Here is a 16,081-nt window from a genome sequence, read left to right on the forward strand (position 1 = left end):
TTCTTCCAAGCTGACAACTTATGTGTCAACAAGACTGGACAGTTGTGAGTGTGAAGTCAACCCGCACGAGGCGCCGCTTGGGCACTCCCCGCATCCTGATCATCGGCGCCGGCATCGGCGGGCTGGTTTCGGCTTTGCTCCTGGCCACGCGCGGTTGCGACGTCACGGTGATCGAGAAGGCGGAAGCGCCCGGCGGCAAGATGCGCGAGGTCGTGGTTGGAGGTCGCAGGCTCGATGCCGGCCCCACCGTGATGACCATGCGCTGGGTCTTCGACAAGATCTTCGAAGAAGCCGGCGAGACGCTCGACGCCCATGTCGCGCTGACGACCGCCACGGTGCTCGCCCGCCATGCCTGGAGCGAGTCGGAGCGGTTCGATCTCTTCGCCGATCGGAACGCCTCGGCGGACGCGATCGCCGCCTTCGCCGGCCCCAATGAGGGGCGCAACTACCTTGCCTTCTGCGATCAGGCACGCGGCCTGCATGATGCGCTGAAGGACAGCTTCATGACACGCGAGCGGCCGAGCCTGCTCGGGCTGGTGCAGCATGCGGGGCTCGGCGGCCTGCGCCAGCTCTGGGGCGCGAGCCCGTTCGGAACGCTGTGGGACGCGCTGGGCCAGTCCTTCCAGGACCCGCGCCTGCGCCAGCTCTTTGGCCGCTACGCCACCTATTGCGGCTCCTCCCCCTTTGCCGCACCCGCGACGCTGATGCTCGTCGCCCATGTCGAGCAGGAGGGCGTCTGGCTGGTCGAGGGCGGGATGCACCAGCTGGCGCTTGCGCTGGCCGGGCTCGCCAAGGCCAAGGGTGCGCGGCTGCGCTACGGCGAGGCCGTCGATGAGATCCTGATTGAGGGCGGCCGCGCCGCGGGTGTGCGCCTGGCCGACGGTGAGACCTTGCGCGCCGATGCCGTCATCAGCAATGCCGACGTCAACGCCATCGCCACCGGCCGCTTTGGCCGGGCTGCCGCCCCCTTCGCGACACCGACCAAGCCCGCCGAGCGCTCGCTCTCGGCGCTGACCTTCGCCGCCTTTGCGCAGACCGGCGGCTTTCCGCTGCACCGGCACAACGTTTTTTTCTCGCGCGACTACGCGGCCGAGTTCGAGGCGATCTTTCGTCGGGGCCGGCTTCCGGACGAACCCACGATCTATGTCTGCGCGCAGGACCGCGACGAGGCGGGCGCGGCGCCGCCCGGCCCCGAACGCCTGCTCGTCCTGGTCAACGCCCCGCCCTGCGGCGACCGCCCCGCCTTTCCGCCCGAGGAGATGGAGACATGCCTGCGCAGGAGCCTCGCCCGGATGGCGCAATGCGGCCTGGAGATCACCCTGCAGCGCGACACGATGCTGACGACGCAAGCCAGCGACTGGGAGGCACTGTTTCCGGCGACGGGCGGGGGGCTCTACGGCCGCTCGACCCATGGCGCGATGGCGAGCTTCAACCGACCGGGCTCGCGCAGCCGCCTGCCGGGGCTTTACCTGACCGGGGGCAGCGTCCATCCGGGACCGGGCGTGCCGATGGTGGCGCTATCGGGGTGGCTGGCGACGCAGAGCGTGGTCGCGGACCTCGCTTCGACGTCGCGGTCGCGCCAGGCGGCTATGTCTGGTGGTATGTCGACGCGCTGAGCGACGATGGCCGCTACGGTCTCAGCATCATCGCCTTCATCGGCAGCGTCTTCTCACCCTATTACGCCTGGGCGCGGCGGCGTAGGCCTGCCGACCCGCGCGACCATTGCGCGCTGAACGTCGGGCTGTATGGCCCCGGCGCGCGGCGCTGGACGATGACCGAGCGCGGGCGGCGGCACGTCGATGTTGGGCCGGATCATTTCGCGGTCGGCCCCAGCGCGCTTCACTGGGACGGGCGGACACTGACCATCACGATCGACGAGATCGGCATGCCGCTGCCCGTGCCGCGCCGGGTGCGCGGGACGGTCCGTGTCACACCGCAAGCGATCACCGACCATGTCGTGACGCTGAACCCGGATGGCGACCATCGCTGGTGGCCGATCGCGCCGCTGTCGCGGGTCGAGGTCGCGTTGAGCGAGCCCGATCTGTCGTGGAGCGGCCCGGGCTATCTGGACATGAACCAGGGCGACGCACCGCTCGCCGAGGGCTTCCGTTCCTGGCACTGGTCGCGCGCGCCGACGCCCGACGGCGCGGCCGTGCTCTATGGCGGCACGCGCCGCGACGGCTCGATCTTCGATCTCGGCTGGCGCTTCGGCCAGGACGGCCAGGCGACCGCGCTTGCACCGGGACCGACCGTCGCCCTGCCCAGCAGCGGCTGGCGCATCGCGCGCGAGACCCGCAGCGACCCCGGCAGGCCGGCCGTGCTGGTCGAAACGCTGGAAGACACGCCTTTCTATGCGCGCTCGCTGGTGCGCACCTCGCTTGGCGGCGAGAGCGTCACGGCGATGCATGAGAGCCTGTCGCTGGACCGCTTCGCCAACCCGGTCGTCCAGGCGATGCTGCCGTTCAAGATGCCGCGGCGGAGGTAGCGCGTGCTGCGTTTGATACAAAGCCGGTCATCCCGGACGCAGCGAAGCGGAGATCCGGGATCCATTCCTGAATCTTGATCGGACGCGTTCTGGAATGGGTCCCGGGTCAAGCCCGGGACGACGACGCCATGGGTCGTTGTGAGATCAGGACGCGCCAGCGCGCTCGGAATCTGCGTCTGCCGCGGCCTTTTCAGCCGCCTTGGCCGCATCCTTGGCCTTCTCGCGGCGCAGGTCCCAGAGCTGGTAGAAGCCGAAGCCGAGGCACAATCCCAGCGTCAACAGCATCTCGGCGATGATCAGCGTGCTGGACGCCATCGCGGCAAATCCTCCTCATCGCCCCCCGGCGGCGGAACGCTCGACCCGGCCAAGGCGCTCGAACATCTCGATCACCGCCGTCGTGCGCCCCACCAGATCCCACCATGGGACGACAGCCACATGCAACGGCATCCGGGCCCCCTGCGACATCACGGCCACGGCCGTGACAAGATAGGCCGTCGCCGGCATTGCCGGCAGCCCCAGTTGCACGGCATCGCGAGAGCCGCCCGCCAGCGCGCGGGCGAGAAGCACCAGCTTGCGCCAAGCCGGCACGACGGCCCGGCGAGATACGCCGTCATGCCCGCGTCGCGCGACCTCGCGGCCGATTTCGGCATAGATCGACCGCGCCGCGCGAATCCCCGACCGGCAGGAGGCGGGCAGCGCCGCGATGCCGGCATCGGCCCGGGCGTAGAGCCTGTCGGCCTCGGCCAGAAGCCGCGCCACCACCTGACCCAAGGCCGGAGAGAAGCGTGGGTCGGCCAGGAAGGCGTCGGGGTCGATGCCGGCCTCGCGCAGCCAGGACAGCGGCAGATAGATACGCCCCATCGCCGCATCCGCCCCGACATCGCGCGCGATATTGCTGAGCTGCATCGCCACGCCGAGATCGGCCGCCCGCGCCAGCACCTCGGGCGCGCGCCGGTCCATCAGCGTCGCCATCATTACCCCGACGGAACCCGCCACGCGCGCGGCATAGTCGCAGAGGTCGTCGAAACTCTCGTAGCGCCTCCCTTGCGCATCCCAGGCCAGCCCCTCGATCAGCGCCAGCGTCACGGCCGGGGGCAGGCCAAAGCCGCGCACTGTCTCAGAAAAGGCGCGGTCGACCGGGTGATCATGCGGGCGGCCGGCATGGGCGGCGGCGACACGGCGCTCGAGCAGCGCGATCGTCGTGGCATCGCCCGGCCCCTCGTCGATCGCATCGTCCGCAAGCCGGCAGAAGGCATAGAGCGCAGTCGCAGGCTGGCGGATGTCGCGCGGCAAGAGCAGCGCCGCGGCCCGGAAGGATTTGGAGCCCACGCGCAGGATCGCGTCGCAGGCGGCCAGATCCGTCCCTGAGGGCCCCGAGAAACGCATATCAGACCCGTTCTGTCGCATGAGGCACCACTGAATCGAGGATCTTGGCCGAGGACAGGACGCCGGGCAGCCCGGCGCCGGGATGGGTTCCCGCACCGACGAGATAAAGCCCGGCGACCTCCTCGCTGACATTGTGAGGCCGAAACCAGGCGCTCTGCATCAGCCGCGGCTCGAGCCCGAAGGCGGCGCCATGGACGGAGAGCAGATCGTCGCGGAACGCGGGCGGCGTCATCAGCCGGGAGGTGGCGAGGCAGTCGCCCAGGCCCGGCAGCAGCGTTGCCTCCAGCCGCTGCTGAATACGACGGCGGAACGGCTCGGCCTCGTTCGCCCAGTCGACATCGCCCTGCAGATTGGGAACCGGCACCAGCGCATAGAAGGCGTCGCAGCCCTCCGGAGCCAGGGTCGGGTCGGTCGCGGTCGGGCGGTGCAGATAGAGGCTGAAATCCTGAGACAGCACCTTCCGCTCGAAGATGTCGTCGACCAGCCCGCGATAGCGCGGCCCGAACAGGATGGTGTGATGCGGCAGATCCTCGTAGCGGCGGCGCGTGCCGAAATACCAGACCACGACCGACATGGAATAACGCGCCCGATCGAGCTTCGCGTCGCTCCAGCGTTTGCGCGGCTGCGCCTTCAGCAAGGTGCCATAGGTGTAGGCGGCATCGGCATTGGAGACGACGACATCGGCGGCGATGGCCTCGCCATCCGCAAGCCTGACGCCGGTGGCGGCGCCGTTCGCCACGGTGATCTCCGAGACCTTGGCGCCATAGCGCAGGGTCGCGCCCTGCCCTTCGAGAAGGCGCACGAGGCCCTGCACCAGCGCGCCCGTGCCGCCCTGGGCGAAATGCACCCCGAATTTCCGCTCCAGATGAAGCACCAGCGCATAGATCGCCGTCGCCGAGAACGGGCTGCCGCCGATGAAGAGCGGGTGGAAACTCAGCGCCGTGCGCAGCCGCTCGTCGCGGACATGATGCGCCGCGAGACCGTAGACGCTACGATCGGCCCGCAGCCGCGCCATCGCCGGCAGCGCCTTGAGCATGTCGACGAGCGTGCTGAACGGCACATCCGCAAGTTGCTCGAAACCGACCTTGTAGATCGCCTCGGCGTCCCGGAGGAAGCCGCCATAACCGGCGACATCGCCCGGCGCGAAGGCCGCGATCCGCGCGCGCATGGCCTCGACATCGCCGCAGCAATCGAGGCTGGAGCCATCGTCGAACATCAGGCGGTAGAACGGGTCGAGCGCGGTCAGCCTGACATCGTCAGCCATCCGCCGCCCGCACAGCGCCCAGAGCTCCTCGAACAGGAACGGGGCGGTGACGATCGTCGGCCCGGCATCGAAGGTGAAGCCGTCCTGCCGGAAGACGCGGGCCCGCCCGCCGGGCTGGTCGAGAGTCTCCAGCACGGTGACGCGGTAGCCGCGCGCCCCTAACCGGATCGCGGCGGCAAGCCCGCCGAAGCCCGAGCCGATCACCACCGCATGCGGGCGGCGGTCGGGCTCCGGCGCGCGCGTGCCCGAACCCAGGCTCGGCGGGTGCAGTTCGGTCAGCATGCGATCAGCTCCCTGTGGCGCAGCATCTCGATCCCGATCAGCCGCGCGACCGCCTCGGGCTGCTCCTCATGAGCGAGATGGCCCACCCCTGGCAGCGTCTCGGTCCGGGCGTCGGGCAGGCGTCGTGCGACCTCGCGCGCCTCGGCGGGGGAGACGGCCTTGTCACCGGCGCCGACGACGAGCAGCACCGGCACGTCGATCTTGCCGAAGCTGCGGCCCAGCCCCTCCAGATCCCAGTTTGCCATCATCCCGAGCGTCGAGGCGACATGGACGCGGTTGGAAAACAGCCGCCGGTATAGTTCCTGCCCGCGCGCATCGAGCCGCGAGCCGGTGCCTTCCAACAATTGCGTCACCGCGTCCGCACTGCCCGCCCGCCAGGCGAAGAAGCGCGGCACCAGCGGGTTGAGCACCAGAAGCCGGGCGACCGAGGGAAACAACTGCGACGCCACGCCCTTGAACGGTAGCAGCGCCCCGTTCAGGCTGATCAGGCAATCGGGGGCGATCGTCTTGGTCAGGACCATGCGCAGCGCGATCGCCGCGCCGGCAGAATGGCCGACGACGCCATCGGGCGACACGCCGAGCATGCGCAGCAGCGCTGCGAGCCCCCGCGCCATCGCCGGCAGCGAGAGCAGGTCGCGGTCCGGCGCCTGGGTGAAGCCGTGGCCCGGCAGATCGACGGCGACGACGTGGAAATCCCGCGCCAGCAGCGGCATCAGATCGCGCCAGGAATGGGTCGAGGCGCCGGTGCCGTGCAGCAGCAGCAGGGTCGGGCCCTGCCCCATCGACTGGACATGCCAGGACAGCCCGGCCGCCGTGACGAAGCGGCTCGCGGCGCGATGCGGCCAGTCGCGGCCCTCGATCGCCCAGGACAAGGCGGCGCTCATCGCGCCACCGACAGGGCGGCGCCGACCGCCCGGCTGACGCCGGCTGCATCGGCCTGGGGCAGCGGCAGATAGCGCCCGCCCATCGCCGCCGCCAGTTCGGCCGCCTGCGGTTGCGGCTGGGGCGAGGTGTCGATCAGAATCGCGGTCAGCCCCGCGCCGCGCAGGCCCCGCGCCGCCATCAGCGCATCGGCCTGCGCCTTGCCGCGACCCGGCTTGCCGTCCGCATCGATATTCGCCCGCCCGTCTGTCATGAATACGAGCGCGGGCGTGCGGCCCTTGCGGCGCACCGCATCCGCCAGCCCCATGGCAGCCTGGATCGCGATGGCAAGCGGCGTCGCGCCCCCGCCCGGCAGGGCCGCCAGCGCGCGCTCGGCCGCCACCAGAGACCGCGTCGGCGGCAGCAGGAGATCGGCCTGCGCCTTGCGAAAGGCGATCAGCGCGACCTCGTCGCGGCGGACATAGCACTCCGCCAGCAAAAGCCGCACCGCGCCCTTGGCCTCGGCCAGGCGCTCCAGCGCCGAGGAGCCGGAAGCGTCAACGACAAACAAAGTCGCGGTTTCGCTGCGCTGCCTGTAGCGCGCGATCCGGAAATCCTCGCGGCGCACGATCAACCCGGGGCGGCCCGCCATCGCGGCCTCGCCGCGCCGCAGAAGCTGCCAGGGCGCCGCCGCGCGCAGGGTCTCGACCACATCGAGCCGCTCCCCGCCGCGCAGATCGCCGGCCTTCGAGCCGATGATGCGGCCGCGCCGCGCCGCCTTCTGGAACTGTCCCGCGCGACCGGCGGCGCGCGCCTGGGTCCGGCCCCCCGCCGTCAGCAATTGCGCCAGCAGACCGGCGGGGATCGCGGCCTTGGCGGCCTCCAGCACCATGTCGTCGAGATCGCGTGGCTCGACCGGCTGATCCTCGCTTTCGGAGGGCGGTATATCCGGTTGCGCCTGCTGCTCCGGCTCGGGCTCCTGGTCCTGGTCGTCTGCCTCATCGCTTTGGGCCGGGAGCTGCGTCGCGCGCGGCGCCAGCACGAGCGCGGCGGCCAGTGCCGCATCCTCGGGCGAGACCGCGTCGCGTCCCGAAAGCGCTGCCGCCAGCCGCGCCACCTTGACCGCCTGCAGCGCGGTGCGCGTCGAGCCGATGCCGAGCGCCAGCGCCGCCGTGCACAGGCAGGCGATCGTCTCGTCGCTGATCGTCGCGGCGACGCGTTCGCGCGCGGCGGCGATGATCTGTGCGTCGAAGGCGGGCGCCTCAACCTCGCGATGCGACAGCGCCGTGAGATCGAGCCGCAGCGCCAGGCGGTCGGACAGCGCCGCCGCGGGCCGCTCGTCGGCGGCGATGCCTTCATCCAGCGCGACGATGGCGAACCGACTGGGAGTCGTCAGGGCGACGCCGTCGCGCTCGACCGTCACCGCGCCAGCATCGAGCACGGCGCAAAGCTTCGCCGCCGTCGCGGCATCGACGCGTTCGGCCATGGCGACGAGCAGAACCCCACCATCCGCCTCGGCGAGCAGGCCGCGCTCGGCGACCGGGCGCCCCATCGCCAGCGTCGCGGTGAGATCGAGCCCGCCGAGCAGGCGCGCATCGCCGATGCCGGCCGGCATGCGCAGGGAGCGCGCCCCGCCGCGCAAGGTCGCAAGCCGGGCGAGCCAGGCCTCCCGGACCGGGCCGGCCGGAGCGCGCAGGGACACACCCCCGATCGAGGCGCCGTCCAGCGCAAGCAGCGCGGCCGCGATCTCGGCCAGCCGCCAGGGCGTCAGCAAGGGGGTCTCTGTCGCGCTGGCGACGGCCGCGCTCATGGGCCGAACACCTCGGCCAGCGCCCGCTCGACCCGCACGGTCGAGCCGGCCTCGTCCAGTGGGTTGCGGCGCAGGCGGTGGCGCAGCGCCATCGGCGCGACCGCCCGGATATGACTGTCGAGGATTTCCTGGGCGCCCTCGAGCGCAGCCAGCGCGCGCGCCGCCCGCATCAGGGTGAGCTCGCCGCGCAGGCCGTCGGTGCCCAGATGCAGGCAAAGCTCCGCCACGCGCGTCAGCGCCGCGTCCGAAGTCTCGATCTGCGCCAGCCGCTTGCGTCCGGCGATCAGCTTGCGGCCGATCGCCTCGTCGGCCGCCCGCCATTGTCCGCAAAAGCCGTGCGGGTCGCGGTCGAAGGCGTCGCGACGCTTCACCACCTCGATGCGCGTCGGCAGATCGGTCGGCGTGGTGACGTCAACCGAAAGGCCGAACCGGTCGAGCAGCTGCGGGCGCAGTTCGCCCTCTTCCGGGTTGCCGCTGCCGACCAGCACGAAGCGGGCGGGGTGGCGGATGCTCAGCCCCTCGCGCTCGACCACATTCTCGCCGGAGGCCGCGACGTCGAGCAGCACGTCGACGAGATGGTCCTCCAGCAGATTGGCCTCGTCGATATAGAGGAACCCGCGATTGGCCCGCGCGAGCAGGCCGGGCTGGAACGCCTTCTCGCCGCTCGCCAGCGCCTTCTCCAGATCGAGCGCGCCGACGACGCGGTCCTCGGTTGCCCCCAGCGGCAGATCGACCACGGGGACGGGCACGAGATGCGTCTTCTGCCCGCGCTGGCCGGGATCAGGCGCGGCGTTATAGGGGTCGCCGATCACGGCTTGCATCGGCGGCAGCAGCGCCGCGAGCGCGCGGATCGCGGTCGATTTGCCGGTGCCGCGATCACCGAAAATCAGCACACCGCCGATCGTCGGGTCGATCGCTGCCAGCAGCAGGGCCCGCTTCATCTCCTCCTGCGCGACGATCGCCGAGAAGGGGAAGGGCGGCGCCCGTCCGGTGGAGGCATCCCGCGAAACCCGCATCGGCGTTGTGGCGCGGGCCCGCCGCGCAGCCTTTGCCGGTGCGGGTAAAGCCTTTGCGGTATCGCGCGTTGCGGCGCCCGCTGGCCCACCGACGATCCCCGGATCGGCAGCATTCTGCCGCCCGTCGGAGAGGAGGTCGGAAGAATCCATCAGGCCGTCCATCATCTGTCGCTCCGGGTTCAGGACGCCATCGCCTCGACCAGCCGCTGCGGCAGGCGGAAGACGATGTCCTCCTCCGTGCCGTCGAGTTCGCGCACGCTGACCGAGCGGAATGTGCGCAGCCGGTCGATCGTGTCCTGGATCAGCTGCTCGGGCGCCGAAGCGCCGGCCGTGAAGCCCACCGTATCGACCGCGTCGAACCAGGCCGGATCGATCGCGTCCGGCCCCTCGATCAGATGGCTTTCGACGCCGGCGATCGCGCCGACCTCGCGCAGCCGGCTCGAATTCGAGGAGGAGCGCGAGCCGATGACGAGGATCAGGTCGCAATGCGGCGCCATCGCCTGCACGGCCGCCTGGCGGTTCTGCGTGGCGTAGCAGATGTTGCGGATATCGGGGCCGACGATCGCCGGGAAGCGTGCGGTGAGCGCCGCGATGACCTCGCGCGTGTCCTGCACGCTCAGCGTCGTCTGGCTGACATAGGCGACCTTGCTTTCGTCGATGACGACGAGATCGGCGACCTCGGCGGCGGTGGCGATGACATGCAGGCGGCCGGGAATCTGACCGCGCGTACCCTCGACCTCGGCATGGCCCTCATGGCCGATCAGCACGACGTCATAGCCGAGCTGGGCGTAGCGCCGGCCCTGGTTGTGGACCTTCTGGACCAGCGGGCAGGTTGCGTCGATCACATCGAGCCCCCGTGCCGCAGCGGCCGCCTCGACCGTGCGCGAGACGCCATGGGCGGAGAAGATCGTGGTCGCCCCCGGCGGGATCTGGTCGACCTCGCCGACGAAGACCGCTCCTTGCGCCCGCAGCCCCTCGACGACATGGGTGTTGTGGACGATCTCGTGGCGGACATAGACCGGCGCACCAGCCTGGGCGAGCGCGCGCTCGACGATCTCGACCGCCCTGACGACGCCGGCGCAGAAGCCCCGGGGCTTGGCCAGAAGCACCTGCAAGGGGCGCTTGAAGGGCATCACCACAGTCATGTCGAGGCCTCGTGAAGCGAGCGCGGCCCTTCGGAATGCGCCGGCACAAGCCGCAGCGCCGCCGAACCCGCCATGGCGTGGCGCCAGGCCGCCTGCCCCGGCCGGCACAGCCCCGTCGCGACCGCGACGATGGCAGCGGCATCGAGGCCGGCATCGGCATACATGCGCGTCTGGGTGTCGTGTTCTTGGAAACGGTCCGGCAGGGTCAGTGTCTTGATCTTCAGACCGGCCTCGAACAGCCCGTCCTCGGCCAGCGCATGCAGCACGAAGGAGCCAAAGCCGCCGACCGAGCCTTCCTCGACCGTGATCAGCGCCTCGTGATGGCGCGCGAGACGGCCGATCAGCGCCCGGTCGAGCGGTTTGGCGAAACGCGCATCGGCAATGGTCGTCGAAAGCCCCATCGCTTCGAGCTGCTCGGCCGCCTGCAGGCATTCGGCGAGCCTTGTGCCATAGGACAGGATGGCGACACGGGTGCCCTCGCGCAGAACGCGCCCACGCCCGATTTCGAGCGGCGTGCCGGCGGCCGGCAGCTTGGCGCCGACACCGTCGCCGCGCGGATAGCGCAGTGCGATCGGCCCCTCATCATAGGCGCAGGCGGTGGCGACCATATCGACGAGTTCGGCCTCGTCGCCGGGCGCCATCAACACGAAGCCGGGCAGGCAGCCGAGATAGGCGGTGTCGAACGCGCCGGCATGGGTTGCTCCGTCGGCCCCGACGAGCCCGGCACGGTCGATGGCGAAGCGCACGGGCAGCTTCTGCAGGGCGACGTCATGGACGATCTGGTCATAGGCGCGCTGGAGGAAGGTCGAATAGATCGCGCAGATGGGTTTGAGCCCCTCGCACGCGAGCCCCGCCGCGAAGGTCACGGCATGCTGCTCGGCAATGCCGACATCGAAGAAGCGCGACGGGTGGGCCTTCGCGAAGGCGTCGAGTCCGGTCCCAGACGGCATGGCGGCGGTGATCGCGACGAGGCGCTCGTCGCGGGCCGCCTCCTGCATCAACGCCTGGGAAAAGACCTTCGTGTAGGAAGGCGCGGCCGAGACCGCCTTCTCCTGCACGCCGCTGGCGACATCGAACTTGACCACCGCATGGTATTTATCGGTCGTCGCTTCGGCGGGCGCATAGCCCTTGCCCTTCTGCGTCACGACATGGACGAGGATCGGCCCGTTGGGCGCATCGCGGACATTGCGCAGGACCGGGATCAGATGGTCGAGATTATGGCCGTCGATCGGGCCGACATAGTAGAAGCCGAGCTGGTCGAACAGCGTCCCGCCCGTGAGATAGCCGCGCGCATGCTCGACCGCCCTCGTGATTTTCGAATCGAGGCCGCGCCCAAGCCTTCGCGTCAACTGGCGGCCCTGGTCGCGCAGCGAGAGATAGGCTTTTCCCGAGAGCAGCCTGGCCAGATGCGCGGAGAGCGCGCCGACCGGCGGCGCGATCGACATGTCGTTGTCGTTGAGGATCACGATCAACCGCTTGCCGAGCGCGCCGGCATTGTTCATCGCCTCATAGGCCATGCCGGCCGACATCGCGCCGTCGCCGATCACCGCCACGACATGCCCGTCCTGCGCCTTCAGATCGCGCGCCACGGCAAAGCCCAGCGCCGCCGAGATCGAGGTCGAGGTGTGGGCGGCGCCGAAGGGGTCGTATTCGCTTTCGCTGCGCCGGGTGAAGCCAGATAGCCCGCCCCCCTGACGCAAGGTGCGGATTCGGTCGCGCCGGCCGGTCAGGATCTTGTGCGGATAAGCCTGGTGGCCGACATCCCAGATCAGCGTGTCGCGTGGGGTGTCGAACAGATGATGCAGGGCCACGGTCAACTCGACCACGCCGAGCCCGGCACCGAGATGGCCGCCGGTCACCGACACCGCATCGATCGTCTCGGCGCGGAGTTCGTCTGCGAGTTGCCGAAGCTGCGGCACCGAAAGCTGGCGCAGATCGGCCGGAATGGTGACGCCGTCCAGAAGCGGGGTATCAGGCATTCAGCTCCCCTTCGCTCGTCGAATATGTCAACTTGAATTTACATATTGCTGTAAGGCTGACGATACACTACGAAGGAGTTGCACGACATGCAATCGTTTTGGTCGGGCTTTTTTCGCGAATTGGCCCGTGACAGCCAAGCGGCCCGAGGCCGCGAAATCGTGAAATAGATACCCGAGGGAACGACACGACGGGCTTGCTCGTTGCAACTTCTGCTTACATGATAATTGCAATAAGTCTGGAGAGGTCATCGCCATGAGACAGCTTGCCTACGCCATCGCCGCCGGCTTCATCAGCTTCATGCCCTTTGCCGCGCAAGCGCAGGACGCCGCTGCCGGCGAAAAGGTCTTCCTGCAATGCCGGACCTGCCACCAGGTTGGCGAAACGGCCAAGAACGCCGTCGGCCCCGCGCTGAATGGCCTGTTCGACGGCCGCAAGGCGGGAACGCAGCCGGGATACACCTATTCCGCGGCCTACAAGACGCTGGACAAGGTCTGGAGCGAGGAGAATTTCCGGGTCTACATCAAGGATCCGCGCGGCGTGACGCCAGGCACCAAGATGATTTATCCCGGCCTCAAGGAAGACGCCCGCATCACCGACCTGATCGCCTATCTCAAGCAGTTCGGGCCGGACGGCAAGAAGAAGTAGGTCGTCTCAAAACGCTTCGGGCGGGCCCGAGGAAGGCCCGCCACGATGACCAGCTCACTTGCGCGCTGCTTCTGCCGGATGCTGGGCGCCCCCCAGGCGGCGCATCGCACTGACGATCATCTTTGAACCTGCCGCGCCCGACGATCACAAGGTCGAGATGGCGCGCGACCCGCTCAGCAGACAGCGATGTTGGCGACCAACGCCAGGTTCTGCCGATGGTGTGCTGTCTGCGGCAGCGTGGTCGAGAGGGTTGAGACCCGCCGCAAGTCACATCAGCGCCCAGACCATCTCCGACTGCACTCCCAAGGCGCTCGCCAGCGTCTGGGCTCGGGTAGGCGACCGCGCGTGAAGACAAGGGACGACGCGTTGCCGATCGAACTGGGGTTGAATAGCCGGGACCCGGCGCGAGAAGCAGAACGCGCCACGCTCGGCGAAGGTATCAATCACCTTCACTCTAACTCGCGTCTACCCATGGCATGAGCAATCGCTAAAACGATCGCCTACCAATGAGTTAGATGGGAATTAGTGGCGCGCCCGAAAGGATTCGAACCTCTGACCCTCAGATTCGTAGTCTGATGCTCTATCCAGCTGAGCTACGGGCGCGTATCGGGGCACAGCGCTTGGCGCGTCGCCCGATGTCGGGGGAGATAGCCGCTCTCCCGCATCTTGGCAACCCTCAAACGCGCTCTCCCGGAAAGTTTTGCCGGCCGCAGATCCGTGTGAAAGCTCGCGGCGTCATAGCGGCCCGTGGCGGCCCGTAGGTCCTGCAACCTCGCCCCGACGGGCTTAGCCTTCCACTCCCAGGAGCGGAGCCGGACCGGGCGCCAGCCGGGTCACCGGCTTGTCCCGTCCCTTGGGCAGCTTTTCGGCGATGCCATAGAGTTTCTCGCGCCGGTCCATCTCGCGCCAGACATCGGCGGGTTCGATGCCGATCTCGCTCCACAGCACCACAAGATTGTAGATCAGGTCGGCGCTCTCGAGGATGGTGCGACGCCGGTCGCCCTGCACCGCATCCAGGGCCACTTCGACCGCCTCTTCCGCCATCTTCTTGGCGATCTTTGGCATGCCTTCGGCGGCAAGTCGTGCGGTGCGCGACAAGGCGGGGTCGCGCGAGCGTGCGGCCAGCACCGCCTGATGGAGCCGGAGGATCGAATCAGCCATCGCGAGAGAATCGACGCGGCCGATGTGAATTTGATGACAGACGAACGACAACGGGCGGATCCGCGGGCGTCGCGCTCAATCCTTGATGACTTGCAGCCGATGCAGGCGCGCATAGGCGCCATCCCGGCTCAGAAGGGCGTCATGACTGCCCGTCTCGACGATCTTGCCCTCTTCCAGCACGACGATTGAATCCGCGTCGCGCACGGTCGAGAGCCGGTGCGCGATGACCAGCGTGGTGCGGTTGCGCATCAGCCGCGCCAGCGCCTGCTGGACCAGCCGCTCGGATTCGGCATCGAGCGCGCTGGTCGCCTCGTCGAGCAGAAGGATCGGCGCATCCTTCAGGATGGCGCGCGCAATCGCGATGCGCTGGCGCTCGCCGCCTGACAGCCTCTGACCCCGCTCGCCAACGGAAGACGCATAGCCCTCCGGCATCGCCATGATGAAGTCATGCGCGGCGGCGTCCTTCGCCGCAGTGACGATCTCCGCGTCGCTGGCACCCGGCCGCCCGAAGGCGATGTTGGCGCGCACCGTGTCGTCGAACAGCACGACATCCTGGCTGACGACGCCGATCTGGGCACGCAGGGACGCAAGCGTCAGTCCGCGCAGATCCTGCCCGTCGATCTCGACCCGGCCGTCGCTCGGGTCATAAAGCCGCGGCACCAGCGCCAGCAGCGTCGATTTTCCTGATCCCGAGCGCCCGACCAGAGCAGTCGTCCTGCCGCCCTGCGCGACGAGGTCGATCCCTTCGAGCGCGCGCGCATCGTCGCGATAGCGGAAACGCAGATCCCGGAACGCCACCTCGCCCGCCGTGATCTGCAACGGCCTGGCATCGGCCGGCTCGACGATCTGCGGCTGCTCGTCAAGCAGCGCGTAATAGCGCTTCAGCGAGGCCCCGGCCTCCTGGACGATGGCGTTGAGGTTGCCCAGCGAGCGCATCGGCTGGGCCGCCAGCAGCAGCGCCGAGACATAGCCGGTGAAATCGCCGACCGTCGCGCCGCCGGCCGTGATCCGTACCCCGATCGCCGCCAGCACGCCGGCCACCGCCATGCCGCCGCCGACCTCAAGCAGCGGGTCGAGCCGCCCGCGCGCATTGGCGGCTTTCATCTTCAAGGCGCGGATGCTTTCGAAGGCCGCGGCCGCGCGCCGCTCGAGATAGGGCTCCAGCGTGTCGGTCTTGGCGGCGCGGGCGCCCTGCAGGCTCTCGGTGATCAGGCTCGCCATCAGCCCGGTCTGCTCCTGCTGGGAGGTCGCCATGCGGCGCAGCTTGCGGCCGATCTTGCCGATCGGATGCGCGACGATGGGGGCGATCAACATCACGACCAGCGTCATCTGCCAGTCGATCCAGAACATCGCGCCCACCAGCGCGACCGCCGTGAGCACGTCTCGCACGGCGATGTTGATCAGCCGAGTCAGCGCCTCCTTGACGAAGGTGAAATCGGTCGTGAAACGCTGGGTCAGCGAGGCCGGGTTTTCGCGGTGGAGCTGCGCAAGGTCGGCGCGGATCAGATGCGAATACAGCGCCGTCTGCATGTCGGCCTCGATCCGGCTGACGACGCTGTTGGTCATCACCGTCTGGGCCAGCAGCGAAAAGCCTTTCACCGCCGTGACAATGACGACGACGACAGCGACCGCGTTGACGACGCCGATCTCGATGCCGATCGATTTCGAGACCAGCCGCTCCATCCGTCGCACGAAACCGGTCGATTCCGCCGTCAGCGGGTCGGCAAAGGCATCGAACGCGGCCTTGATCAGCAGCGGATAGAAGCTCGTCGTCGCCGCGATCACCACCACGAGCGCCAGGATCATCGCCATCTGCGGCAGATAGTCTTTGACCTGCTCGCGCCAGACGCGGAGGAGAAGCGCAAAGGTGTCGTCGGTGACGCGGCCAATCTTCATGGCGCGCGACCTATCATGGCAAGTGACGAGTGGCGAGTGACGAGTGGCGAGTGGCGAACAAGCGGCCTCCACTCGCCTCTCGCCATTCGCGCCCTGGGGCCTTGCCCCCGACAAGAAGCTGGCGTCCCATGGCGCGACCCGATTCAGGAA

The 16,081-nt window shown here is 69.0% G+C and carries 13 protein-coding genes and 1 tRNA gene; 3 read left to right on the forward strand and 11 right to left on the reverse strand.

Annotated features, from left to right (window positions below; genetic code table 11):
- Positions 1 to 77: 77 nt before the first annotated feature.
- Together crtD and IP69_RS18685 are read left to right on the forward strand one after the other, a co-directional pair.
- The gene (gene crtD / locus IP69_RS18680; RefSeq protein ID WP_054144335.1) at positions 78 to 1,616 is read left to right on the forward strand and encodes a 1-hydroxycarotenoid 3,4-desaturase CrtD; all 1,539 of its coding nucleotides are present in this window, start codon (positions 78 to 80) and stop codon (positions 1,614 to 1,616) included.
- Entirely contained in the window at positions 1,526 to 2,485 is a 960-nt protein-coding gene (locus tag IP69_RS18685; protein WP_197279958.1) for a carotenoid 1,2-hydratase, read from the forward strand. Before crtD ends, IP69_RS18685 begins: the two co-directional genes overlap by 91 nt.
- A gap of 144 nt (positions 2,486 to 2,629) precedes the next feature.
- Here the strand turns inward: IP69_RS18685 and IP69_RS21985 are convergent, their stop codons facing one another.
- The 8 genes from IP69_RS21985 to dxs all read right to left on the reverse strand — a co-directional run bounded on the left by IP69_RS21985 (position 2,630) and on the right by dxs (position 12,228).
- Positions 2,630 to 2,800: a hypothetical protein gene (locus IP69_RS21985; protein ID WP_156323540.1), complete on the reverse strand. Its 171-nt coding sequence runs from the start codon at positions 2,798 to 2,800 to the stop codon at positions 2,630 to 2,632.
- A 15-nt stretch (positions 2,801 to 2,815) separates the two neighbouring features.
- Positions 2,816 to 3,871: a phytoene/squalene synthase family protein gene (locus IP69_RS18690; protein ID WP_054144336.1), complete on the reverse strand. Its 1,056-nt coding sequence runs from the start codon at positions 3,869 to 3,871 to the stop codon at positions 2,816 to 2,818.
- A 1-nt stretch (position 3,872) separates the two neighbouring features.
- Positions 3,873 to 5,417, reverse strand: a complete 1,545-nt coding sequence (locus IP69_RS18695) for a phytoene desaturase (RefSeq protein WP_054144337.1) — start codon at positions 5,415 to 5,417, stop codon at positions 3,873 to 3,875.
- Positions 5,411 to 6,301 (reverse strand): alpha/beta fold hydrolase BchO, encoded by an 891-nt coding sequence (gene bchO / locus IP69_RS18700; protein ID WP_054144338.1) that lies wholly within the window; start codon positions 6,299 to 6,301, stop codon positions 5,411 to 5,413. Before bchO ends, IP69_RS18695 begins: the two co-directional genes overlap by 7 nt.
- On the reverse strand, positions 6,298 to 8,088 hold the full coding sequence (locus tag IP69_RS18705; protein ID WP_054144339.1) for a magnesium chelatase subunit D: 1,791 nt from the start codon (positions 8,086 to 8,088) through the stop codon (positions 6,298 to 6,300). Before IP69_RS18705 ends, bchO begins: the two co-directional genes overlap by 4 nt.
- Positions 8,085 to 9,104 carry a magnesium chelatase ATPase subunit I gene (gene bchI, locus IP69_RS18710; RefSeq protein ID WP_054144364.1) on the reverse strand — a complete coding sequence of 340 codons (1,020 nt, stop codon included), beginning with the start codon at positions 9,102 to 9,104 and terminating at the stop codon, positions 8,085 to 8,087. The genes IP69_RS18705 and bchI overlap by 4 nt, the downstream gene beginning before the upstream one ends.
- A 179-nt stretch (positions 9,105 to 9,283) precedes the next feature.
- Positions 9,284 to 10,237, reverse strand: a complete 954-nt coding sequence (gene ispH, locus IP69_RS18715; RefSeq protein WP_054144365.1) for a 4-hydroxy-3-methylbut-2-enyl diphosphate reductase — start codon at positions 10,235 to 10,237, stop codon at positions 9,284 to 9,286.
- 8 nt (positions 10,238 to 10,245) lie between these two features.
- Complete coding sequence (gene dxs, locus IP69_RS18720) at positions 10,246 to 12,228, reverse strand: 1-deoxy-D-xylulose-5-phosphate synthase (RefSeq protein ID WP_082359463.1); 1,983 nt, start codon at positions 12,226 to 12,228, stop codon at positions 10,246 to 10,248.
- A gap of 253 nt (positions 12,229 to 12,481) precedes the next feature.
- Between dxs and IP69_RS18725 the strand changes: the two genes are divergently transcribed.
- On the forward strand, positions 12,482 to 12,874 hold the full coding sequence (locus IP69_RS18725; protein WP_054144340.1) for a c-type cytochrome: 393 nt from the start codon (positions 12,482 to 12,484) through the stop codon (positions 12,872 to 12,874).
- Between the two features lie 526 nt (positions 12,875 to 13,400).
- Here the strand turns inward: IP69_RS18725 and IP69_RS18735 are convergent.
- The 3 genes from IP69_RS18735 to IP69_RS18745 form a co-directional block, all read right to left on the reverse strand.
- Positions 13,401 to 13,477 (reverse strand) — tRNA-Arg (locus IP69_RS18735).
- A 183-nt stretch (positions 13,478 to 13,660) separates the two neighbouring features.
- Positions 13,661 to 14,035 (reverse strand): phosphoribosyl-ATP diphosphatase, encoded by a 375-nt coding sequence (gene hisE / locus IP69_RS18740; protein WP_054144366.1) that lies wholly within the window; start codon positions 14,033 to 14,035, stop codon positions 13,661 to 13,663.
- A gap of 75 nt (positions 14,036 to 14,110) precedes the next feature.
- The gene (locus IP69_RS18745; RefSeq protein WP_054144342.1) at positions 14,111 to 15,931 is read right to left on the reverse strand and encodes an ABC transporter ATP-binding protein; all 1,821 of its coding nucleotides are present in this window, start codon (positions 15,929 to 15,931) and stop codon (positions 14,111 to 14,113) included.
- Between the last annotated feature and the right edge of the window lie 150 nt (positions 15,932 to 16,081).

The organism is Allobosea sp. AAP35 (assembly GCF_001295925.1).
GTDB lineage: Bacteria > Pseudomonadota > Alphaproteobacteria > Rhizobiales > Beijerinckiaceae > Allobosea.

Excerpts from the sequence above, each read along its gene's own strand:
- IP69_RS18690 (WP_054144336.1), bottom strand. The coding sequence starts at position 3,871 with ATGCGTTTCTCGGGGCCCTCAGGGACGGATCTGGCCGCCTGCGACGCG.
- IP69_RS18705 (WP_054144339.1), bottom strand. The coding sequence starts at position 8,088 with ATGAGCGCGGCCGTCGCCAGCGCGACAGAGACCCCCTTGCTGACGCCC.
- IP69_RS21985 (WP_156323540.1), bottom strand. The coding sequence starts at position 2,800 with ATGGCGTCCAGCACGCTGATCATCGCCGAGATGCTGTTGACGCTGGGA.
- bchO (WP_054144338.1), bottom strand. The coding sequence starts at position 6,301 with ATGAGCGCCGCCTTGTCCTGGGCGATCGAGGGCCGCGACTGGCCGCAT.
- bchI (WP_054144364.1), bottom strand. The coding sequence starts at position 9,104 with ATGCGGGTTTCGCGGGATGCCTCCACCGGACGGGCGCCGCCCTTCCCC.
- IP69_RS18745 (WP_054144342.1), bottom strand. The coding sequence starts at position 15,931 with ATGAAGATTGGCCGCGTCACCGACGACACCTTTGCGCTTCTCCTCCGC.
- IP69_RS18695 (WP_054144337.1), bottom strand. The coding sequence starts at position 5,417 with ATGCTGACCGAACTGCACCCGCCGAGCCTGGGTTCGGGCACGCGCGCG.
- hisE (WP_054144366.1), bottom strand. The coding sequence starts at position 14,035 with ATGGCTGATTCGATCCTCCGGCTCCATCAGGCGGTGCTGGCCGCACGC.
- IP69_RS18725 (WP_054144340.1), top strand. The coding sequence starts at position 12,482 with ATGAGACAGCTTGCCTACGCCATCGCCGCCGGCTTCATCAGCTTCATG.
- ispH (WP_054144365.1), bottom strand. The coding sequence starts at position 10,237 with ATGCCCTTCAAGCGCCCCTTGCAGGTGCTTCTGGCCAAGCCCCGGGGC.
- dxs (WP_082359463.1), bottom strand. The coding sequence starts at position 12,228 with ATGCCTGATACCCCGCTTCTGGACGGCGTCACCATTCCGGCCGATCTG.